The sequence below is a fragment of the Rhodococcus sp. P4_F5 genome, assembly GCF_056401315.1.
On sequence record NZ_JBFUJP010000019.1, the window covers coordinates 1 to 22,310 of the forward strand.

16 protein-coding genes are annotated in these 22,310 nt (G+C 69.5%); 5 read left to right on the forward strand and 11 right to left on the reverse strand.

Features of this window, described 5'->3' with window-relative positions:
* The 11 genes from AC1DU4_RS10410 to dnaA form a co-directional block, all read right to left on the reverse strand.
* A partial coding sequence (locus AC1DU4_RS10410) for a roadblock/LC7 domain-containing protein (protein WP_477839642.1) occupies positions 1-147 on the reverse strand: 147 nt, incomplete at its 3' end.
* A gap of 14 nt (positions 148-161) precedes the next feature.
* Entirely contained in the window at positions 162-3,050 is a 2,889-nt protein-coding gene (locus tag AC1DU4_RS10415; RefSeq protein ID WP_477839545.1) for a sensor histidine kinase, read from the reverse strand.
* Between the two features lie 355 nt (positions 3,051-3,405).
* Complete coding sequence (gene gyrB, locus AC1DU4_RS10420) at positions 3,406-5,436, reverse strand: DNA topoisomerase (ATP-hydrolyzing) subunit B (RefSeq protein WP_477839547.1); 2,031 nt, start codon at positions 5,434-5,436, stop codon at positions 3,406-3,408.
* A gap of 177 nt (positions 5,437-5,613) precedes the next feature.
* Positions 5,614-6,570: an alpha/beta fold hydrolase gene (locus tag AC1DU4_RS10425; protein ID WP_477839549.1), complete on the reverse strand. Its 957-nt coding sequence runs from the start codon at positions 6,568-6,570 to the stop codon at positions 5,614-5,616.
* 10 nt (positions 6,571-6,580) lie between these two features.
* On the reverse strand, positions 6,581-7,687 hold the full coding sequence (locus tag AC1DU4_RS10430) for a PDR/VanB family oxidoreductase (RefSeq protein WP_477839551.1): 1,107 nt from the start codon (positions 7,685-7,687) through the stop codon (positions 6,581-6,583).
* Positions 7,688-7,698: 11 nt separating this feature from the next.
* Positions 7,699-8,607 carry a metal-dependent hydrolase gene (locus tag AC1DU4_RS10435; protein ID WP_477839552.1) on the reverse strand — a complete coding sequence of 303 codons (909 nt, stop codon included), beginning with the start codon at positions 8,605-8,607 and terminating at the stop codon, positions 7,699-7,701.
* A gap of 118 nt (positions 8,608-8,725) precedes the next feature.
* Entirely contained in the window at positions 8,726-9,274 is a 549-nt protein-coding gene (locus AC1DU4_RS10440; RefSeq protein WP_477839554.1) for a DUF721 family protein, read from the reverse strand.
* Positions 9,275-9,296: 22 nt separating this feature from the next.
* A complete protein-coding gene (gene recF, locus AC1DU4_RS10445) occupies positions 9,297-10,487 on the reverse strand; it encodes a DNA replication/repair protein RecF (RefSeq protein WP_072846532.1) in 1,191 nt (396 codons plus the stop codon).
* Positions 10,488-11,399, reverse strand: a complete 912-nt coding sequence (gnd, locus tag AC1DU4_RS10450; protein WP_477839557.1) for a phosphogluconate dehydrogenase (NAD(+)-dependent, decarboxylating) — start codon at positions 11,397-11,399, stop codon at positions 10,488-10,490. It lies immediately after the preceding gene.
* A 55-nt stretch (positions 11,400-11,454) separates the two neighbouring features.
* Positions 11,455-12,639, reverse strand: a complete 1,185-nt coding sequence (gene dnaN, locus AC1DU4_RS10455) for a DNA polymerase III subunit beta (RefSeq protein WP_072846530.1) — start codon at positions 12,637-12,639, stop codon at positions 11,455-11,457.
* 1,086 nt (positions 12,640-13,725) lie between these two features.
* On the reverse strand, positions 13,726-15,300 hold the full coding sequence (gene dnaA, locus AC1DU4_RS10460; RefSeq protein ID WP_477839559.1) for a chromosomal replication initiator protein DnaA: 1,575 nt from the start codon (positions 15,298-15,300) through the stop codon (positions 13,726-13,728).
* A gap of 565 nt (positions 15,301-15,865) precedes the next feature.
* On the opposite strand from dnaA, the gene rpmH reads away from it, so the two are divergent.
* Genes rpmH through AC1DU4_RS10485 form a run of 5 tightly spaced genes read left to right on the forward strand, consistent with a single transcriptional unit; the run spans position 15,866 to position 18,435 of the window.
* Complete coding sequence (gene rpmH / locus AC1DU4_RS10465) at positions 15,866-16,009, forward strand: 50S ribosomal protein L34 (protein ID WP_072754329.1); 144 nt, start codon at positions 15,866-15,868, stop codon at positions 16,007-16,009.
* Between the two features lie 21 nt (positions 16,010-16,030).
* Positions 16,031-16,408, forward strand: coding sequence for a ribonuclease P protein component (gene rnpA / locus AC1DU4_RS10470; RefSeq protein WP_477839562.1), 378 nt, complete (start codon positions 16,031-16,033; stop codon positions 16,406-16,408).
* Positions 16,405-16,782 carry a membrane protein insertion efficiency factor YidD gene (gene yidD / locus AC1DU4_RS10475; RefSeq protein ID WP_477839564.1) on the forward strand — a complete coding sequence of 126 codons (378 nt, stop codon included), beginning with the start codon at positions 16,405-16,407 and terminating at the stop codon, positions 16,780-16,782. The genes rnpA and yidD overlap by 4 nt, the downstream gene beginning before the upstream one ends.
* A 4-nt stretch (positions 16,783-16,786) precedes the next feature.
* A complete protein-coding gene (gene yidC / locus AC1DU4_RS10480; RefSeq protein ID WP_477839566.1) occupies positions 16,787-17,854 on the forward strand; it encodes a membrane protein insertase YidC in 1,068 nt (355 codons plus the stop codon).
* A gap of 20 nt (positions 17,855-17,874) precedes the next feature.
* Complete coding sequence (locus tag AC1DU4_RS10485; RefSeq protein WP_072846525.1) at positions 17,875-18,435, forward strand: Jag family protein; 561 nt, start codon at positions 17,875-17,877, stop codon at positions 18,433-18,435.
* Positions 18,436-22,310 lie beyond the last annotated feature (3,875 nt).

Genomic DNA, 22,310 nt, shown 5'->3' on the forward strand with positions numbered 1-22,310 from the left:
ACTGGCCGCCATCAGCAGCCCGTCCGCGGACACCAGCACCGCGTGGGTGACACCCTGCACGTCGCGGGCGAAATTCGAGACCAGCCAGTCGAGCGAGCTGCGGCCCGCGGATCCCTGATCCAGGTTGAGCTCGGATCCCTGATCCATGTTCATCTGTCTCCTTAGATGCTGTTGCGTTCGGCCTGGCCGGCGGCGCGGCCCTCGCGGATGCCCTGTTGGTGCCTGCTGAGCTTCTCGCGGATCGCATCCGGGTCGCGCAGCCTCGGCGGCGTGTTGATCTKGTCAGCCCCSTCGACSCSGCCGGGCACCAGTCGSTGKCCGGGYYGACGYTGYGGSAGCCCCGAAGCGGTACGCGACTCGCCGCGTGGCCCGGTGGCCCGGTTSGCGGCGTCCCAGCCTACGTCCGCGGCGGACTTCCAGGCCCGGTTTCCCTCTGCCGAGATGGGGTCTGTCAGCCAATCGGAGACCATGCCCATGAAGATCGGTGTCGTCTCGGTGGAGAGCAGCGCCGGCGGCTCCTCGACCCGCGGTCGGGCCATGAAGAACGACGCCGTCTTCTCGGAGTTCAGGCGGTAGCGGTGTCGCCTCGCCCGGGCCGGGTCGTCGTTGTCCGGGCCGGTGACGGGTGACGGGCCGACGACCGGATCCGGGGTGGGGGCCGGCGTGACCGGCCCAGCCACCAGGTCGCTCCGCGGCGGCAGGCCGGGTGTGGCACCGGGGGTCCGCCGCGGCAGCGCCACCGTGGGCTCGGGGACACGCTGCAGAGGCGCCGCCGTGGGCTCGGGGGCACGCTGCGGAGGCGCCGCCGGGCGGTCGGGTGTGCGCTCCGGGGGCCCGTCCGGACGCTCGGGGGCGCCCTCGGTGAACCCGGCCGCGACGCCCGGGGTGCGCTGCGGCAGACCGGGCTGCTCGGCGGCAGGAGGCTGGGCGGCAGAAGGCTGGGCGGCAGAAGGCTGGGCGCTGGGTACCTCGGTGCCGGGCGCCAGCGTCAGTGGGCCGGGACCCACCGTGACGGATACCGGGACCACGGGCCCCGACCGCGTCTCGGGCACCTGAGACTCGGGCACCTGAGACTGAGGCGCCTGCGTCTTCGGCTGAGGCTGAGGCACCTGGGCCATGGGCGCTGCGGGCCGCGGCCGAGCAGCCGGCTCCTCTCCGTAGGCATCCACGGACGCCTGCGGCCCGGTCATCGCCAGCGCCAGCGGCGACACCATCACGGTGTGTGGGATGTGCACGCTCGTCGTGACGCCCTGGTTCCGCATCGTGTCGAAGGTCGGACGCATCCGGACGGTCAGTCCGTGCTGCGCGGCGAGCTCGCTGATCACGTACAGGCCCATGTGGCGGGCCGTCTCGGCGCTCACCTCGCCGCCGGACGCGAGCCGCTCGTTGATCTTTGCCAGCTCCGCCGGCTGGATGCCGATGCCGCGGTCGGAGATCTCGAGCAGCAGCCCGCCGTCGACGGCGCGGGCGAAGTTGAACGTCACCTTGGACTCGGGCGGGGAGGCGCGCAGCGAGTTGTCCAGCAGTTCGGCCAGCATGTGCACGATGTCCGTGGCGACGGCGCCGGCGATCGCGCCCTGCGGCGTGTTGCCGACCTCCACCCGCTGGTAGTCCTCCACCTCGGACATCGCGGCGCGCAGCACGTCGCCGACCTGGACGGGTTCGGAGTGGCCGCGGCGGGTGCGGGTACCGGAGAGGATCAGCAGGTTCTCGCCGTTTCGGCGCATGCGGGCCGCGAGGTGGTCGAGCCGGAAGAGGCTCTCGAGCCGCCGGGGATCCTTCTCCTCGAACTCGAGGTTCTCGATCAGGCCGAGCTGCTGGTCGACCAGCGACTTGCTGCGCCGGGCGAGGGTCTCGAACATGTCGCCGATCTGCAGGCGCAGCTGCGCCTGCTCCCCGGCGAGCTTGAGTGCCTGACCGTGCATGTCGTCGACGGCGCGGGCGAGCGTGCCGATCTCCTCGGTGGTGTACACCGGGATCGGCTCGAAGTCGGTGACCGCGGAGGTGTCGCCGACCTTGATCCGCTCGAGCGCGTTGGGGAGGTCCTCGTCGGCGACCTTGATCGCCCCGCGCCGGAGCCGGTTGATCGGGCGGATCAGTGACCGCGCGACAACCAGGCCCAGCAGGATCGTGGCGAGCAGCGTGGCGAGCACCACGACGGCGGCCTGTACCGCCGCGGAACGGGTCTCGCTGGCCTTCGCGGCCACCAGGTCGATGATCTTGGCGGTCGAGCTCTTGATCAGCGGGGTGTAGATCGACTGGCTGTCGAGCATCGTCTGATGCATCTCGAGCTTCGGCGGCGTACCGGCCGGCGTGTTCAGCATCAGGTCGCTGCGGGTGTTGACCGCCTGCCGCAGAGCGGCCAGGTTGGGGTCGTCCTCCGGGAAGTAGCGGGCCAGGATGTCGATCATGGCCAGCTCGGCGCCGATGCCGGCAGCCAGCTCGCCGTCGGTGATGTTCGGATCCTGATAGCGCTTGATGATCGCGAGCGTCTGGTCGAAGAGGCGGCGCTGCGCGGCCCAGGCGTCGATCAGCCGGGTTCCCTCGTTGAGGATCGTCTCGTCACCGATGGGCGCGATGGCCGCGATGACGGTCTTCGCCGCGTCCGACTGGATCGCCGCCGTCCGGGCACCGAGGTCGTCGAGCGACAGTTTCGTCATGTCGCCGCGGAGCGCCTCGGTGTCGCCGATCACCCGGTCCACGGCGGCCACCAGGTCGGGATCCATCTCGGGGTCCGCGACCGCCTCGCGCATCGCCTCGATCGTCTTGCTGACCTGCGCGGCGTCGTCGGTCGGCGACCCCTGCCGGGAGAGGTAGTTGGCGATGAGGAAGCCGGTCGCGACGTCCATGTCCAGCAGCGGCGCGACGATGGAGGTTCGCGTCGCGGCCTCGCTGAAGTGGGCGGCGGTGCTGAGCTGGTCCTGCACGCGGAGCCCACCGAGCACCATTGCCGCGGTGATCGGCAGCGCGACCACCGCGGCGACCTTCCATCGCAGACCCCAGCCCTCGAGGTTCCACGGCCTGTTGACAGGCGGCGACTGCGTCTTCATCTTCCAAACTCACTTTCCACCCAGGTCCGGCACAAGTTCCCGTACTCGTGCCGCCCCCCCGGACCACAGAACGACTGTTCGGTGGAGGGAGTCGAGGACTGACTCCTCAGCGGCTCCGGAGTCTAGAGGCTCCGAGACCCCGGCGAGTGCCTTATTGTTCTCGAGTCGTTATGACGCCGTGATCGAACGGCCCGGCGAATCCCGCAGGCGTCAGGACAATCCCGGCACAACGGTCGCAATTGCGCCATATCAGCCCCACTGGTGCCGTCGTACCCCAACAGCTTCTCCGGATTGCGCCGAGCCGGGCGCCAAAGTGATTCACTTCACACGCGCCCGGCTCGGTTCCCTGGGTCTCTCAGACGTCGAGGAAGCGGACATCCTTCGCGTTACGGGTGATGAAGCTGCGACGGGCCTCGACGTCCTCACCCATCAGGATGCTGAACAGCTCGTCGGCCGCCGCCGCGTCGTCGAGGGTCACCAGGCGCAGCACCCGCACCGACGGATCCATGGTGGTCTCCCACAGTTCCTTGGCGTTCATCTCGCCGAGACCCTTGTAGCGCTGGATGCCGTCGTCCTTGTTGATCTTCTTGCCGCTCTTGAGGCCGGCGTCGAGCAGCGCGTCGCGCTCGCGGTCCGAGTACGCGAAGTCCGGGTCCGACCGCTGCCACTTGAGCTTGTACAGCGGCGGCTGCGCGAGGTAGACGTGGCCGTGCTCGACCAGCGGACGCATGAACCGGAACAGCAGCGTCAGCAGCAGGGTGGCGATGTGCTGGCCGTCGACGTCGGCGTCGGCCATCAGCACGATCTTGTGGTACCGCAGCTTGGCGATGTCGAACTCGTCGTGGATGCCGGTACCGAACGCGGTGATGATCGACTGGACCTCGGTGTTCTTGAGGACGCGGTCGATGCGGGCCTTCTCGACGTTGATGATCTTGCCGCGCAGCGGGAGGATCGCCTGGTACATCGAGTCGCGACCGGACTTGGCCGAGCCGCCTGCGGAGTCGCCCTCCACGATGTAGATCTCGGACTTGGCCGGGTCGTTGGAGCGGCAGTCGGCAAGCTTGCCGGGCAGGCCGCCGAGGTCGGTGGCGCTCTTGCGCCGGACCAGTTCGCGCGCCTTGCGGGCGGCGACGCGGGCCTGCGCGGAGGACACCGCCTTGCCGACGATCGTCTTGGCGTCGGCCGGGTTGGACTCGAACCAGTGCCCGAGGTGCTCGTTGCACGCCTTCTGCACGAACGACTTGACCTCGGTGTTGCCGAGCTTGGTCTTGGTCTGGCCCTCGAACTGCGGCTCGCTGACCTTGACGCTGACGATGGCCGCGAGTCCTTCGCGGATGTCGTCGCCGGTGAGCTTCGGGTCCTTGTCCTTGAGCAGCTTCTTGTCCAGCGCGTACTTGTTGACGGTGGCCGTCAACGCGGCGCGGAAACCCTCTTCGTGGGTGCCGCCCTCGTGGGTGTTGATGGTGTTCGCGAAGGTGTGCACGGACTCCGAGTACCCGGAGTTCCACTGCATCGCGACCTCGAGCTCGTGGCCGGGGCCCTTGCCGGTGAAGCCCACCACCGAGTTGTGGATCGGGGTCTTGCTCTTGTTGATGTGCCGGACGTAGTCCTCGAGTCCACCGGGGTAGTGGTAGATGCGGGACTTCGTCTTCACCTTCCCCGACTTCTCCTCCTCCTCCACCTCGGCGGCCGACCTCGGCGCCTCGGCGACTTCGGCGGCCTCGTCGTCGATGACCTCTGCGCGCTCGTCGGTCAGCGTGATGGTCAGGCCCTTGTTCAGGAAGGCCATCTCCTGCAGGCGACGGGCGACGGTCTCGAAGTTGTATCGAGTCGTCTCGAAGATCTCCGGGTCCGCCCAGAAACTGACGGTGGTTCCCGTCGCCTTGGTGGCGTCACCCTTCATCAGCTCACCGGGCTTGGAATCGGTGTACGTCTGGTGCCACTCGAAGCCGTCGACGTTGATGTCCACGTCGAGGCGGGTGGACAGCGCGTTGACCACGGAGATGCCGACACCGTGCAGGCCACCGGAGACCGCGTACGAGTCCGAGTCGAACTTGCCGCCGGCATGGAGCTGGGTCAGGACGACCTCGACGGTCGGAACTCCGGACGCGTGCATCCCGACGGGAATGCCTCGACCGTCGTCGACGACCCGGATGCCGCCGTCCTCGAGCAGCGTCACCTCGACCTTGCTCGCGTGCCCGGCCATCGCCTCGTCGACCGAGTTGTCGACGACCTCCCAGATCAGGTGGTGCAGGCCGCGCTCACCGGTGGAACCGATGTACATGCCGGGGCGCTTGCGAACCGCCTCGAGTCCCTCGAGGATCGTGATGGACGATGCGTCGTAGTCTTTGCTCGGAGTGCTCTTGTCTGACTTCTGGGCAGCCACGGGCGGGGTGCTCTCCTTCTCATCTGCATGCCGAGCGCGGCCAGTGGAGCCGGCGGCCGCGAGGTACCACGCCATCTTACTTGCACGGGCATGGCCGGGAGTGCCTACGACACCCCTGACGTCCCCGTCAGCGCATTTTCGGCGACCCCGGTAGGTGCAAACCTGGGTGGGATCGGGTCAGGACGGGACCGTGTCGGCGTCCGTCACGACGTCACGGTCGAGCACGTCCTCGACGAACTCCGCGGTCAGCCGGGCCACCTCGGCGGCATGCGAGATCGGCGACCAGTGCCCGGCCGGGATCACCCGACGCCGCAGGTCGGGGGCCCACTTCTCGGTGTCCTGGTAACCCACCGGACGGACCGCGCGGTCGTTGGCGTTGAGGATCAACTGCACCGGCACGTCGGTGCGGCGCGCCCGCGGCGCACCGAGACGCGGCCTGATGTTCGCCCGGTAGAGCTTGAGGCCGTTGACCATGTCCGCGCGCAACGTCGGCGCGGTCGGGACCAGGGCGGGGTCGAGTCCGTCGAAGAACCGCAGGAACGTCGGCCACAGCCGGTCCAGACCGAGCCGGAACGGCAGCGGGCCCAGCACGGGAATCTGGAAGAGCACGGTGTACGCCGAGGCGACGGCCTGGGTGAGCCGGTCCCGGATCCGGCGGGGGCTCGGGTCGGCGAACCCCTCGCGGACCCAGGTGCCGAGGTGGTCGAGGTTCGGGCCGGAGATCGAGGTGAACGACGCGATGCGGCGGCCCGCGTCGGGCTCGCACGCCGCCTCCCAGGTCTCGACCGAACCCCAGTCGTGGGCGAGCACGTGCACCGGTTCGGTCGGGCTGACCGCGTCGATCACCGCGAACAGGTCCTGGGCGATCAACTCGAGCCGGTAGGCGGACACGGCGGCCGGCACGGTGCTGCGGCCGGCGCCGCGACTGTCGTAGCTGACCACCCGGAACTTCTCCGCCAGTCGCGGCACCACGTGTTCCCACAACTGGTGGGTGTCCGGCCAGCCGTGCACCAGCACGAGCGTGGGACCGTTCGGGTTTCCCTGCTCGAAGACGGCCAGTTCGACGTCACCGTTTCCGACGGTCGATGCGACGGCCGGACGCACCGAGTGGGATCCCTTGCTGCTGTTGCTCATTCGCTGTTCCTCACGTCTGGAGATCCAGGACGAGGCGCTCGCCGGCGGATCGGGACACACAGATCAACATCTCGTTCTCCTGCTCGGCCGCGCTCAACCGCGTCTCCCTGTGCTCGGGGGTGCCGCCGAGCACCCGCACCCGGCAGGTGCCGCAGAACCCCTGCTGACAGGAGTAGCCGACGCCGGGCAGTCGCTCCCTGATCACGTCGAGCGCGGACCGGTCCGCGGGCACCGTGAGCACCTCGCCGCTGCCCGCGAGTTCGACCTCGAAGGCGGTCCCGTCGAGCACCGGCGGCGCACCGAACCGCTCGAAGTGCAGTGCGGTCGCCGGGGTGTCGGGGAACGCGGTGCGCACCAGTTCGAGCATCGGCGTCGGACCGCAGCAGTAGACGGCGCCGCCGGCCGGCGCCCGGCCCAGCAGGTCGTGGGCGGTCGGGATCCCGAACTCGTCGTCGGGACGAACGAAAACCCTTGCCGGATCCCATGACTCGATCTCGTCGAGGAACGGCATCGACTCGCGGGAGCGCCCCGAGTACACGAACTGCCAGTCCATCCCGGCGGCCCGCGCCGCGCGCACCATCGCCAGGATCGGTGTGATCCCGATGCCGCCGGCGACGAACAGGGCCCGCCCGTGCCCGACGAACGGGAAGCCGTTGCGGGGGCCGCGGACGGTCACCGTGGTGCCGGGTCGCAGGCCGTGCATCTCGACGGACCCGCCGCCGCCGTCCGGAATCGCCCGGACCGCAATGCGGTAGTGCGAGCGGTCCGCGGGGTCCCCGCACAGCGAGTACTGACGGCGCCGCCCGGAGGGCAGGTGGAAGTCGAGGTGACAGCCCGGCTGCCAGGCCGGCAGGTGGCCGCCACCGGGGGCGGCGAAGGTGAGCGCGGCGACGTTCTCGTCGCGCGCGACGACCTCGCGCGCGGTCACCGTCAGCGTCATCGCGGAGTCCGGGTTGTGCCCGGCGTGGCCGGGGTTGTAGTCATGCCGCTCGATGAAACGAAAGTAATTGTCCACCAACACTTTCGCAAAGGACATCACGCGGTCGCGGCGAGCCCGGCCGCGCAGGTCCGGCGGCGGCGCGACGTTCTCGTCGGGCACGTTCGTCATGGTTGTCATCGGGGGCGGCGCTACCGGGTCGCGGCCTGCGCGGCCGGGGAGGCGGCGAGGTACGCGACCGCCTGGGCCGTCGAGCCCTCGTGCGAGGGGTGGTAGTTGCGGCCGAAGTAGCGGCCCATCCGCACCACCACCTCCTTGGTGCCCGGCAGCACGCCGCGCCTGCCCGCCGCCCGGAAGTCGGACCAGTGCGGCTTGCGGCGGTGCGGCGCCCAGCTCGCGAGCTCGGGATCGTTCGCCATGAGGAACCGGGTGCCGCGCACCCACAGGTAGACGATGGCGGGGGTGGCGATGAGCTGGGTGCGCAGGCGCCGGGACTCCCGCTTGTCGAAGTACCGCATCACGTCGTAGGCGACGGCGCGGTGCTCGACCTCCTCGCTGCCGTGCCAGCGCAGCAGGTCCAGCATCGTCGGGTGCGGGTTGGCCCGGTCGAGGCCCTTGGCGTTGAGCACCCAGTCGCCGAGGAACGCGGTCAGGTGCTCGATCGCGGCGATCAGCGCGAGCCGCTCGATCAGGTAGTTCTCCCTGCGCCCCGCGGTGACCGGTCGCGGCCCGAGGAGCTTGCCGAACACCCACTCCATCTGGTCGGTGAACGGCGTCGGGTCCAGGCCCCTGTCCTTGAGGTGGGCGAGCACGCCGGTGTGGGCGTGCGCGTGCATCGCCTCCTGGCCGATGAAGCCGGCGACGTCGGCGCGCAGCTCCTCGTCCTCGATCAGCGGGAGCGCCTCCTTGAACGTCTCGACGAACCAGTCCTCGCCGGCGGGCAGCAGCAGGTGCAGCACGTTGAACACGTGGGTGGCGAAGGGGTCGCCCGGGATCCAGTGCATCGGCAGGTCCGACCAGTCGAACACGACGTTCCGCGCCTGCAGCAGGAGGTGGTCGGGTTCCGCCACGGTCGGCGCGGGCGCGGTCTCGACGGACATCGGGCTCCCCTTTCGACGTCGCGCGGCGACGCCTGTGACACAGTTCACTCGTTAATTCGAGTAACTGTAACATGGGGTAATAGACAAATACAGGGGTCCCGACGGGTCCCGCCCGGTCCTATCCGTAGGTGTCCCGCGGGCCCCGGCCGCGGATGTGTCGTTCGCCCTTGCGCCAGCTGGGGGCGCTGGGCCCGGTGATCCGCAGCGTCGTCACCACGCCGTTCCCGACGGCCGCGGCGATCTTCGCCAGGATCTGCGCCTGCATCATCCGCAGCTGGGTGGCCCAGGCCGTGGACTCGGCCGAGATGCTCAGCACGCCGTCACGCAGACTCAACGGCACGGCGTGCACCGCGATGTCCTCCCCCACCACCTCCGGCCACCGGCCCAGCACCGTTCCCTCGGAGACCCTCGGCGACCAGCCCCGCTTCTTGGCTACGGAACTGGTCAGCGCGCCGAAGGCCTGCGGGTCCCGGGTGTCCGGCCCCGGGCCCGACCAGCCTCGACGGCCGGTGCGTCGGGTCCCCGGCGACGACCGGCCCTGCCCGACCGACTGCCCCTTCGCCTTCGCCGCCGCACGGGCCTCCTCCAGCGCACGGCGCGCCAGGTCGATGCCGCGGAGTTCGGGATCTTTGTCCGGGCCGCCGGCGGCCGGTGTCTCGTCGGGCATGGGTGTCCTTTCCTGCTCTGGGTCAGCCGAGGGTGGAGGTGCGGCCGTCGGGCCGCTCCACGGCCGCGACCGCGAACCGGGCCGCGTCGAGTTCGGCCGGCACGTCCTCCGCGACGGCCGCGGTGATGAGCACCTGCTCGGCGTCGGCCGCGACCGCCGCCAGGGCGCTGCGACGCTTGCGGTCCAACTCGGCGAACACGTCGTCGAGCATCAGCACCGGGTCGGTGCCGTCGGTGCGCAGCAGCGCGAAGGCCGCGAGCCGCAGCGACAGCGCGAACGACCACGACTCGCCGTGACTGGCGAAGCCCTTGGCCGGCTGGTCCCCGAGCACCAGGTCGAGGTCGTCGCGGTGCGGGCCCACCAGACACACCCCGCGATCGATCTCGCGCTGCCGGGCGACGGCGAGTTCGCTGAGGAAGCTGGCCTCGAGCACCTCGACGTCCTCGCGCACCCACTCGCGCCGCGGGTCGGCGAGCTCGGGCGGCATCGACGCGCCCAGGCTACTGCGGTAGCGGATGCTCGCCGGCCGGGACTCCGGCGCGATGTCCCGGTAGGCCTGGGTCACGTGGTCGGTGAGCTCGCCGACCAGCCGCAACCGGCCGGCCAGCAGTTCGGCACCGTGCGCGGCCAGGTGCCCATCCCAGACATCAAGTGTCGCAAGGGCACTCGCACCGTCCGTGGACCGCCCGCCGCGGCGCAGCGCCCCTCCCGCGGTCTTGAGCAGGGCCGAGCGCTGCCGCAGCACCTTCTCGTAGTCCGCCTTGACCGCGGCCATCCGCGGTATCCGCGAACACAGCAGTTCGTCGAGGAACCGGCGCCGGTCCCCCGGGTCGCCCCGCACCAGCGAGAGGTCCTCGGGGGCGAACAACACGCTGCGGAGCACGCCGAGGATCTCGCGGGGCCGACGCAGCGGCGAACCGTTCATCCGGGCCCGGTTCGCCCGGCCGTCGTTGATCTCAAGGTCGACGGCCAGTTCCCGGCCGTCGTTGACCACGACCGCACCGACCTGGGCCTGGGCCGCGCCCGCCCGGATCAGCGGCGCGTCCGTCGAGACCCGGTGCGAGGAGAGGGTCGCGAGGTAGCCGAGCGCCTCGAGCAGGTTGGTCTTGCCGTGTCCGTTCGGGCCGAGGAACAAGGTGATGCCCGGGCCGGGCTCGAGGGTGACTCCGTCCCAGGACCGGAAGTCGCGGAGCGTGAACTTGCGAACGAACACTTAGCCGGATTCCGAGACCCGTTGGACGGCGTGACCACCGAACTGGTTGCGCAGGGCCGAGACGGCCTTCATCGCCGGCGAGTCGGACTGCCGGGAGGCGAACCGGGCGAACAGTGCCGCGGAGATCACCGGCGCCGGCACGGCATGGTTGATCGCCTCCTCCACGGTCCACCGTCCTTCTCCGGAATCCTGTGTGTAGCCAGAGATTTCGGCAAACTCGGGGTCCTCGGCGAGCGCCTTGACCAACAGTTCCAACAGCCAGGACCGCACGACGGTGCCCTTGGTCCAGGCCCGCAGCACGCCATGCACGTCGGTGACGAGGTCCTCCGCCTCGAGCAGCTCGTACCCCTCGGCGTACGCCTGCATCAGCCCGTACTCGATGCCGTTGTGCACCATCTTGGCGAAGTGCCCGGCGCCGACCGGTCCGGCGTGCACGTAGCCGTCGGCCCGCTCGCCCTCCGGACGCAGCGAGTCGAAGATCGGCAGGGCGCGTGCGACGTCGGACTCGCCGCCGCCGACCATCAGCCCGTAACCGTTCTCGAGCCCCCACACGCCGCCGGAGACGCCGCAGTCGAGGAACCCGATGCCGGCCGCGCCGAGCAGGTCCGCGTGCGGCCGGTCCTCGGTGAACCGGGAGTTCCCGCCGTCGATCACCAGGTCACCGGCGTCGAGCACCTGGGCGAGTTCGGCAATGGTGTCCCGGGTGATCTGCCCGGACGGCACCATCACCCACACCACCCGGGGCGCCGTGAGGCCGGCGGCGAGGTCCGCGAGCGAGGCCACGTCGGTGACCTCCGGTCGCGGGTCGTACCCGAGCACCTCGTGGCCGTGCGCGCGGAGACGTTCGCGCATGTTGAAGCCCATCTTCCCGAGTCCGACCAGTCCCAGTTGCATCCTGTGATGTCCCTTCACTCGGATAGACGGTGCGTGACGACTCGGTGTTCCGACGGCGGTGACCGCCCGGGTGTCAGCCCGGCAGCCGGACCGGCATGAGCAGGTACGTGTAGTCGCTCTCGGGGGCGGCGAAGGCGCCGTTCTCGCCGGGCACCGGCTCCTCCTCCGGGGCGGGGCGGAGCACGGCCGGCCGGCTCGGGGTGGTGAATCCGAACGACACCCGCTCGCTGTGCAGCGAACCGAGACCGTCGATCAGGTAGCCGGGGTTGAACGCGATGGTCAGCGCCTCGCCCTGGAACTGAGCCTCGAGTGCCTCCTCGGCGCGGCCGGCGTCGTCGCCACCCGCCGCGAGCAGCAGACCGTCGGCCGAGAACTGCATCCGCACCTGCGCACCGCGCTCGGCGACCAGCGCGACACGCTTGATGGCCTCGACCAGCGGGAGCACCTCGACGGTCGCGATCGCGGTGTGCTCCGGCGGAAGCAGCTGACGGAACTTGGGGAATTCCGCGTCGAGCAGTCGGGTGGTGGTGCGACGACCCTCCCCGACGATGCCGAGCAGACCTTCCGAGCCCACCGTGGAACCGGCGCCGAATGCCAGCTGGACCGGCGAATTCGACGGCCCACCAAGGGTTTTCGCTGCCTCGGACAGGGTCTTCGCCGGGATGAGCACCGCGGCGCTGGTGTCGGCGGCGGTGGGAGTCCACTCGATCTGACGGACCGCGAGGCGGAACCGGTCGGTGGCCGCGAGGACGACATTGGTGCCCTCGATCTCGACCCGGATGCCGGTCAGCATCGGCAGCGTGTCGTCCTTGCCGGCGGCGACCGCGACCTGGCCGATGGCCTCGGAGAAGACGTCGACGGGCAGGGTTCCGGTCTGCTGCGGCAGTTCGGGAAGCTGCGGGTAGTCCTCGACCGGCATGGTGGGCAGGGAGAACTTGGCACTACCGCAGGCGATGAGCACCCGGGTGCCGTCGACGGTGACGTCCACCGGCTTGGCGGGCAGCGACCGGGTGATGTCGGCGAGGAGCTTGCCGGAGACCAGCGACTGGCCCGGACCGGAGACCTCTGCGGAGATCCTGACCTGTGCGGACGTCTCGTAGTCGAACCCGGAGATCGTCAGGCCCTGCTCGTCCGCGGAGATCAGGACGCCGCCGAGGACCGGAACGGGCGGACGGGAAGGCAGGCTGCGAGCCACCCACGCGACGGAATCCGCAAAGTCTTCCCGGGCGACCCGAAACTTCATACTCCCGAGCTCCATCGGTGGGTTGGTCCTCTCCGTAGACGTGGCCTTACGCGTCCATGCCGAATCCCAAGAATCCGGCACTGACGACAGAAGCACACCGTATGCCCTCCAGCTCGAAGTTGAAAGCTGAAACCGGCGTGAGCCGCGCTTTCGGCTCAGTGCCGGCCACGGTTGCTCACAGGACCTGTTTTCAACTGATCTCTCCGGAGATAGAACAGCAGTAGTAATAGGTCCTGTGGAATCTGTGGACAGCACGGTCAACGTGCTGGTGTATCGGCGTGGCGTGCTGTGCAGTACTCGAGGATGCACTCGAGGACAGATCGGGCGTGCTGTGGACAGAGGAAATGTTGTTCGAAACAATCCTCGAGTACTCCACAGGTACTCCTCGAGTCATCCTCGAGTCATCCTCGAGTACTCCTCGAGTCATCCTCGAGTACTCCTCGAGTCATCCTCGAGTACTCCACAGACTCATGGAGTTGCACACAGGGTTATCCACAGGTGTGACACACATAATTACCCACAGGTGTGAATAGATTCTCAGGCTGGTTCGGGCGCGTCGGGACTCACACCCGAGGAGATCGGCACGGGGACCGGACGGGGCTTGCGGCTCACGGGGCACGCCAGACGGGATGCGCGGACGGATGGGTGGGGCCGACCTGGTGATGTCTCAGGACTCGCGGACAGTGCGGTCAATGGTCGAAACCGGACCGACGGGTCGAGAGTGCGCTGCCGGGCGACGACGTCGCCGCCTCGCAGTGACCAACGCCGCTTGGTCCTTCGCTGCTCTGTCCAGGGAGATCGAATGCCCGTCGAACCGGGACCGTGCCGGTGGGCGAGACCGGCCGAGCGGCCGGATCGTCGCTCGACCCCGTCCCCGATCGTCGCGGGTGTGCCGTTCGGAGTTCACGTTGTCCTGGGACATCCACCTGTCCTGAACGCAGACATGGGGGGCGTGCGACCCCCTGTCACGCACGCCCCCCACGCCTGTACCAAGAATGAACCCCAGCGATCCGCGCGTCGTGCGTAGTGCACTACCTGTTTCTTCCGCCGGGGCCGCACAGGCGACCGGCCGACACGCTGATCCGCATGCCGGCCGGTTGATCAGCGCTTCGAGCGCTGCTTGATTCGCGCGGTGAGCTCCTGCACCTGGTCGTAGACCTTGCGTCGCTCGGTCATCTCCTTGCGGATCTTCTTGTCGGCGTACATCACAGTGGTGTGGTCGCGACCGAAGGTCTGACCGATCTTCGGCAACGAGAGATCGGTCAGTTCGCGGCAGAGGTACATCGAGATCTGTCGGGCCTGTGCGATCGGCCGGGTCTTCCCGGGGCTGCACAGCTCCTCGATGCTGGTGTTGAAGTACTCGGCGGTGACGGCCATGATCGTCGCGGCGTTGATCTCGATCGTCGCGGAGTCCGGCATCAGGTCGCGCAGCACCACCTCCGCGAGGGTCAGGTCCAGGGCCTGCCGGTTCAGCGAGGCGAACGCGGTGACCCGGATCAGTGCGCCCTCGAGCTCGCGGATGTTGCGCTCGATCCGGCTCGCGATCAGTTCGAGCACGTCATCCGGGACATCGAGCCGGTCCATCCGGGCCTTCTTGCTCAGGATGGCGATCCGGGTTTCGAGTTCGGGCGGCTGGACGTCGGTGATCAGGCCCCACTCGAAGCGGGTCCGGAGCCGTTCCTCGAGGGTCGCGAGCTGCTTCGGCGGCCGGTCGGAGGCGATGACGATCTGCTTGTTGGCATTGTGCAGGGCCTCGAAGGTGTAGAAGAACTCCTCCTGGATGGCTTCCTTGCCCTCGATGAACTGGATGTCGTCGACCAGCAGGACATCCGTCTCGCGGTAGCGGCGCTTGAAGGCGACCTTGCGGTCGTCGCGCAGGCTGTTGATGAAGTCGTTGGTGAATTCCTCGGTGGAGACGTACTTCACCCGAATTCCGGGGAACAGTCGCTGCGAGTAGTGCCCGGCCGCATGCAGCAGGTGTGTCTTGCCCAGCCCCGAGGAACCCCACACGAACAGGGGGTTGTACGCCCGTGCGGGGGCCTCCGCGATCGCGACCGCGGCGGCGTGGGCGAACCGATTCGACGAACCGATGACATAGGTGTCGAAGGTGTACTTCGCGTTGAGACTGTTGCCGCCGGATTCGGAGGGTGCCGAGACCGGCGGCTTGGTGAAGTACGACGGCCAGGACTCGTGAACGCTGGCGATCGCCTCCCGGTCCTCGTCGATCTCTTCCGGATCGGTGTCGTCGGGTTCGGGCGCCGCGGCGTCCGTGGTCTCGTCGGGGCCGGGCCGACGGCGTCGGTACGTCGGCATGCTGAGCGCGGAAGGTTCGACGGAGATCGCGGGGTAGTCGGGCCGGCTGAACAGATCGGGTTCCGATTCTGCCTCCGCGGCCTCCTCGGGCGGCGCGACCCGGACGCCGAGGCCCTCGACGCCGGAGCTGACGTACCGGTTGAGTGCCTGCATGATCGGTTCCCGCAGATCGCGCTCGATCGACTCCTGCACGAATGCCGACGGGACGGAGAGCAGGGCGAAGCCCTGAGTGAGGGTGAGCGGCCGAACCAGCGCGAGCATCGCCTTCTGGGCCCTCGACAGCGGTGTGTGGGAGTCGTCGGCCGTCAGTTCAGCGAGGACCTCCACCCAGACCTGCTCCAGGGTGTGTGCTTCCTCGTTCAACTTCAGTCCTCCCAGGTCAGTGCGGTGAGGCGGAGTCTTTCTCGACTGGAGTACCGGCAACTGGCAACGCTTCCACCTGGGGATAACTATCCCCGCTCAAGGCACCGAATATGCCACCTGGACTGTAATTCCACACAATTATCCACATCTGTGGATAAGCCACGGGGGTGTGAGCGGATCCGTCACTCGACGGCAACGCCCGGGCTCCGGCGCGGGCTTACCTGCGGAGACGAGGTCGAGGCAGGTCGGATCGGTGCCGCGCGGCCGTGTGCGACCGGGCGAGGTCGGTGTTAGTTGCCTTACATGCATCGCCGACGGGCCGACGCCATGGCACAGTCGGGGTGCAGAGGCAAGGACCCCGGGATTGCAGCGTGTCCGTGCGAATCTTGGTTTGACCTCGAGGATTGTCCTGCGTACCCTCGTACAGTCACCTGAATTCGAGGTGACGGTTTCGTGCTGGCTGCATCTCGCCGGGCGCGAGTCCGTCACGGCCTCGGCTGCGGGAGACCACCAATTTTCAGTTTGAGAGGCGTCGACTGGCGCCGATGATCTATAGGAGTTGACCGTGGCCAAGGGCAAGCGGACGTTCCAGCCGAACAACCGACGCCGCGCGCGCGTCCACGGCTTCCGTCTTCGTATGCGTACCCGTGCAGGGCGCGCCATCGTTTCTGCGCGTCGCCAAAAGGGCCGCGCTTCTCTCACCGCCTGATTCTGACTTCGGGAGCTCGGGATGCTTCCTGAGCCGCACCGGTTGCGTCGACGGTCGGACTTCGCGTCCACCGTTCGGCGTGGTCAGCGGGCTGCCCGGCGGGACGTGGTCATCCACGCCCTGGCCGGCAACCCGACTGAGGTTTTGGTGAGTGACACCGGTCCGCGTTTCGGGCTGGTGGTAAGCAAGGCTGTCGGGCCGGCGGTGATTCGACATCGAGTCGCGCGCCGGCTTCGTCATATCTGCGTGGGCCTCGTCGCGGAGGTGCCGGAGGGCACCAACGTGGTGATCCGGGCGCTGCCCGGGTCCGCGACGGCCTCATCGAAGGAGCTCGACCGGCAACTCCGGTCCGGCCTTCGCAAACTCAACCTTCTTGTCAGTGTGGGAAATTCGGTATGACCGACAGTCGAAGTACGGGCACGTCCCGGTGGACCTCGCTGCGTCGTGTCCCCGCTCGAGCTCTGATCTTCGTCATCGAGCTGTACCGCAGCTACGTCTCTCCGTTGCGGTTGCCCACCTGTCGTTTCACGCCCACCTGCAGCGAGTACGCCGTCGACGCCCTGCGCGACCGCGGCGTCGTGATCGGCCTCGGGTTGACCGTTGTGCGCCTGCTCAAGTGCGCACCCTGGCACCCTGGAGGCTGGGATCCGGTCCCGCCGCGCAGGTCCCGCCGTCCGTGCGGCCATGCTGCCGCGGATTCCGAGCCGTCCGGTAGGGATACTGGCAAGCAAACCCACCGTCTGGTGGACGCGCACGAACAGAGGAGTACCTAGAGCCGTGCTCGACGTCATTTATTATCCGGTGTCTGGGATCCTCTGGGTCTGGCACAAGATCTTCGGCGCCATCCCGTTCCTGGGGCCCAACAGCGGCATCACCTGGGCCCTGTCGGTGATGTTCCTGGTGTTCACGCTGCGTGCGATCCTGTACAAGCCGTTCGTCAAGCAGGTGCGTACCACCCGGCAGATGCAGGAACTGCAGCCTCAGATCAAGGCGCTGCAGAAGAAGTACAGCAAGGACCGCCAGCGGATGGCGCTGGAGATGCAGAAGCTCCAGAAGGAGCACGGCTTCAACCCGATCATGGGTTGCCTTCCGGTGCTGCTGCAGGCGCCCGTGTTCATCGGCCTGTTCCACGTGCTGCGGTCCTTCAACCGGACCGGCGAGGGCTTCGGCCAGCTCGGCATGTCCATCGAGGACAACGCCAACACCCCGAACTACTTCTTCAGCGCGGCCGACGTCCAGTCCTTCCTGGATGCCCGCCTGTTCGGTGCCCCGATCTCCGCGGCCATGACCACCCCGCCCGCACAGCTCGAGGCCTACGGCGTGCCGATCCCGAGCGTGTGGAGCATCGCGGCCGTCGCGGTCCCGCTGATGATCATCGCGTCCATCGCCACGCACTTCAACTCGCGCGCCTCGGTGGCCCGGCAGAGCGAGGCCGCCGCCGCGAACCCGCAGTCCGCGATCATGAACAAGCTCGCGTTGTACGTGTTCCCGCTGGGTGTGCTCGTCGGTGGCCCGTTCCTGATGATCGCCATCCTGCTGTACTGGGTGTCGAACAACATCTGGACCTATGCGCAGCAGCACCTCGTGTTCCGTCGCATCGACGCGGAGGAAGAGGAGAAGCGGCTGGCCGCCATCGAGCGCCGCTCGGACAACGCCCCCAAGCCGGGGGTGCGTCCGGACATGACGAAGAAGCGCAAGGCCGCCTCGACGTCGAGCGACTCCTCCCCCGCTGCCGAGGTCGAGGAGGGTGGCGACGAGCCGGACGTGCAGGCCAAGGCGCCGAAGCCCGGTGCCCGGCCGGCCGCGAACCGAGGAAAGACTTCCAAGCGCAACAAGCGGCGCTGACYCGAGAAAAGGGAACGACGATGGCGAATGATCCGGTAACCGCGCGCGACGGAGACGACGAGGTCGTGGCGGATGTGGCGGATGTGTCTGGTGAGACCGAGGCTGACGACTTGGATCCCGAGGACGCGCTGATCGAAGAGGGCGAGATCGCCGGCGACTACCTCGAGCAGTTGCTCGACGTGCTGGACTTCGACGGCGACATCGACCTCGATGTCGAGGGCGACCGCGCGGTCGTCAGCATCGACGGCGGCGAGGACCTGGCGAAGCTCGTCGGCCGCAAGGGCGAGGTGCTCGACGCGCTCCAGGAACTGACCCGGCTGGCGGTGCAGCAGGCGACCGGCGAGCGCAGTCGGCTGATGCTCGACGTGGCCGGCTGGCGTGCGGGTCGGCGTGCCGAGCTCACCGAGATCGGCGTGGCCGCGGCGAAGCGGGTGCTCGAGTCCGGCGAGCCGGAGTCGCTCACCCCGATGACGCCGTTCGAGCGCAAGATCGTGCACGACGCGGTCGCGAAGATCGACGGCGTCTCCAGCGAGAGCGAGGGCGCGGAGCCGTCGCGCCGCGTGGTGGTCCTGAAGGACTGACCCGAGTGCCGCACCTCCCGTGCGGAGTCGTGAGAAGGCCCCCAACCTTTCGGTTGGGGGCCTTCTCGTTTCCAGGTCCGCCCCGCCGTTCCGGCTGGGCGCCCTCGGCTCACCGGACCGGCGTGCCACCTCCCCTCCCCCGCCGTCGACCGGACCCCGTCGACCCGACCCGACCCGAGACGGGTCACCGCGCCGGTCGCCGATTGGTACACACCTCGCCGCGGCCGGCGCCGGCCATCCGGAGGGTGCAAATTGGATCGGACGCGCATCGCGCGCCACCCCGGTCGTGCCCGGTGTTCGAACCCGGCCGCCCGCGACGTGACGGTCGAACCGTGCCGGGTGTTCGAGCCCGGCCGCCCGGGACGTGACCGTCGAGCCGTGCGCCCAGATCCGACTGCCGTGTCACCGCCGCCGCGCCATGCGTCGGTTCCGGGATCCGGGCGCCGCCGGGAGGCGGACCCCGGCCGCACCGCCGGCGGGGCTCCGGACACCGATGGGCCTACTCGCTCGCGTCGGCCCCATTTCGTCACCCGTCACCGTGACGAAACTCCCGGGGGTGGCGGGGTGCATGAAATTCGCCGTCGAAATTCGGCTTTGGCGCCGAATTTGGTCCGGCTCGCCGGATTCGGCCCCCCGTCTCGCGGCTGAGCTGTTTCACGTGGAACCGGGGTGCCGCCGGTCCCGTCGGGCGGTGCCCCCGGCCCGAACGACGCGCCGGGGTGGGATCCCGCGGGGGTGGGGTCGCGCGGGGGCGAGGCGATGCCGTTCCCCCGGTTCGCGTAGGGGTGTCGCCGTCTGCCGTGCGATCCGTCCGCCCGGCGAACGTCGGCGGGGCCGCCCCGGCGTCGGCTGTCTGCCGGGTGTCGGGTTCCAGTCGGATCTCGGGATGCCGGGCTCCGCACGCCGTCCGCGGTCGTTGGGTTGGTCGCCCGCATTGCGGGCGGCAAGCGCGGTGTCCCGGATTCGTGGTGCACGGATCTGATGGCATCGGCGCCACCGGGTTGGCGGCGGCTGTTCTCCGGTGACGAGTCGGGAGGCCTGAGGGCAAGCGGATCCTCGCGCCGCCCTCCCGGAGGTGTCGCACTCGAATGCGCCTCGCCGTGCGGGGTGTTCGCGACGGCGTGCCGCGCCGCTCCGAGCATTCGAGGCCCGTGCGGTTGGTCGGAACTGCCGCTGCTGGCGCGCGCGATTCGGTCGAGGTTCGTCGGCGGGTTCGGACACCCGCGGGGTTCGGCTCTGACCGGTCGGGAGGTCGGAACCCTGATTGATGGACGGTTCTGCGGCATGTTTCACGTGAAGCACCGACTCCGGGTGCCACCAGGCAGTCGAAGCGTTCGCGACCCTCTGTCGAACCCGCCGACCACGGGAGTCGGCCGGCACCCGCATGCCAATGGATCGAGGTCGCGTCTGCTGGTGAGGCATGGTGGCTGTCGATGTGATGTTTCACGTGAATCGGCTCCGCGCGGATCGCCCCCGCCGTGTGACCGAATGCGACATTCGTTCGGTTCAGGTGAACGAATGTCGCATTCGGTCAGTCGGGTGGAGGTCTGGCGGCGGTGCGTGGGCTACGGCTGCTGACGGCCAGACGGGCAACGCCACCGGGTCGGCTTGGTCATCTTCGGTGGACCTGAGCGGAACCGATGCTGCAACGGGCCCACGCCGAGGCATGCCCGCGCACGCGATCTGAGGGACGTGCTCGGGGCGGCCCTCGACGCGGGTTCTGAGATGTTCGAACCTCCGGGTCGGCGTCCCGGACTACCCGAGTCACCCGCGGATTCGGGGCGCTGCCCGAGGCCGTGCCGTCGACCTGGCGCGGGACACCGGGCCTTCACACGGGTCTTGTTTCACGTGAAGCAGCGGTCCGGGCGCGATCGGGGAACGTCCGAGATTCCCCTGGCCCGCACCGGCGGTGACATCGCGACCGGCCGGGCCGACGACCATCGACATGGGCACTCGCCGCCCTCCCCGGTCCCGATCGTGGGACACGTCGCCTGAGGTGAGCCCGCCGGACCGGCGTGCCACTCCCCTCCCCCGCCGACGGGCACCCGCTGCCGACGGAGCTCGCCGACCGTCCCGGCACAGTCGCCGCTCCGAAGCCGGTGGATCCCTGTCGGCCAGACGAGGGCGAGGTGTCGAATCCGCGGCGGTCCGCCCTGCTGGAGTCCCATTCGAGTGATCGGGGCCCGCCCGAGGCCCGGCAGCGGCGGCGGGGCGCATGCGAGGAGTGGTCGTCGCCGGAATTGAGCCAGGCGCATCTGGTTCCCGGGCCATCCGTCCGGCACCCGCCTGCCGTCGTGGGTATCGCGTTGGGCGGGGCTGGGGGTTGGTCGCGCCCACTGGAGCAGGCCCTCCGCGGAAACCGCCCGGCACCCGTCTGGGCGTTTTCGCGGCGCCTTCCTCGGCGCGTTTTCGCGGCGCCTTCCTCGGCGGCCGTCGGGTCGTGCTCTGGTCGGCGCCGACTTCAGAAAACGCGATCGACGCGCACCGGCTCCCTGGTATCGACCGGCGCGAGGAAGCCCGGGCGCACCTGACCCAGTCCGGCGGAGCGTACGGATCCGTCGACGACGGCGACCGCTGTCGGAGCGGCCCAATCGGCACCGTGTTCCCCGCCCTTGCCGGGCGATGCTGCCGGGCCGGTTCCACGTGAAACACGCCCCGCCGGGTCGCACCCACACGCGGGTGCACCACGTGCCGCCTGGCGTCGTCACGCCTTCATCTCGCGCCGGTGGAAGCCCCTGACGCGGTGAGGCACCCATCCGTGAGGTGGGCGGCTCGGACTCGCTCAGTCCGGCCCCCGGCAGCGACGAACTGCTGGGCGGAGTCCCGCCTGCTGCTGCATCCGGCGAGCTTGCAGCGCTCGTCCACGCCGCGGCGCGCGGCAGCGGACGTCAGGTGCGGTGCCCCCACCCGCGGGTTGGTCCTCCGGCCGCGATCGGGCGACCGGTCGTCCGACCTTCGCGGCCGGCCCGGCCGCCGTGAACCGGCACGGTGGACGCTCCCGCCGACGGGGCGGCGAGGCTGTGCCATCGGCGGGACTGGATCCATCCCGCGGGCGGGTCGTCTCTCGGGCCGGCGCCCGGCCTCCGAGTCGGGTCCGTTCGCGACGACGGACGGCGCTGGATGTGTGGGGTTCGGCCCATCCCATTTCGGCGGGTGCCGCGCGGTGGCCGGGATGGGCGGACGCTCGGCGGGTGCCGCGCGTTCGCCGGGGGCGGGCGGACGTGGGTGGCTCGCGTTGTCGTGGCCGCACTGATGCTCGACCCGCGTGTGACGCCACTTTCGCTCCGGCGGCTCCGAACCCTCGCGGGCCCTCGTGCCGTGGACTTCGTGCGTGCTGTGGACCTCGTGTTCGAGAGGCGTCGCAGTCGTGCACCGCTCGGCGTGCGCTCCTCCAAAGGCCTCGGCGTCCGATGTGGGGGCTCCCGCGTGCGGCACCTCACCTGCCTCCGCCTCGATCCCGCGACGGCGCCTTGTGTGTGGGCGGCCCCCGGCCGACCGGGCCTGCCGGCGTCGGTGACTGGCTGGCGGCCGTGCGCTTGGCGGCAGCATCCCGGCCGTGCGCGCAGCACCGAGCCTGCGGCAGTGGTGGGCCGGCGGCTGTACCGACTCGGCTTTGGAAACCCGCGTGCACGCAAGGCCCACCCGCAAGGCCCCACTGGCGGAGCCGCGCCGGCGACCCGCCGCCGCACGGGTTTCCGCAACGGCGGTTGCGTGTCGACCGGGGTGCCGGCGTCGGCCCGAGGCCCGGCAACGAACCGGCGGTCGCGGCCGGTGTCCGCTCGCACGGGACGACGCCTCTGCGAGTCGGCCACCCCCTCCCCTCCCCCACCGCCCGACGCCCCCTGCTGTCCACCTCCCGGCCCCGGCCCGCGAGC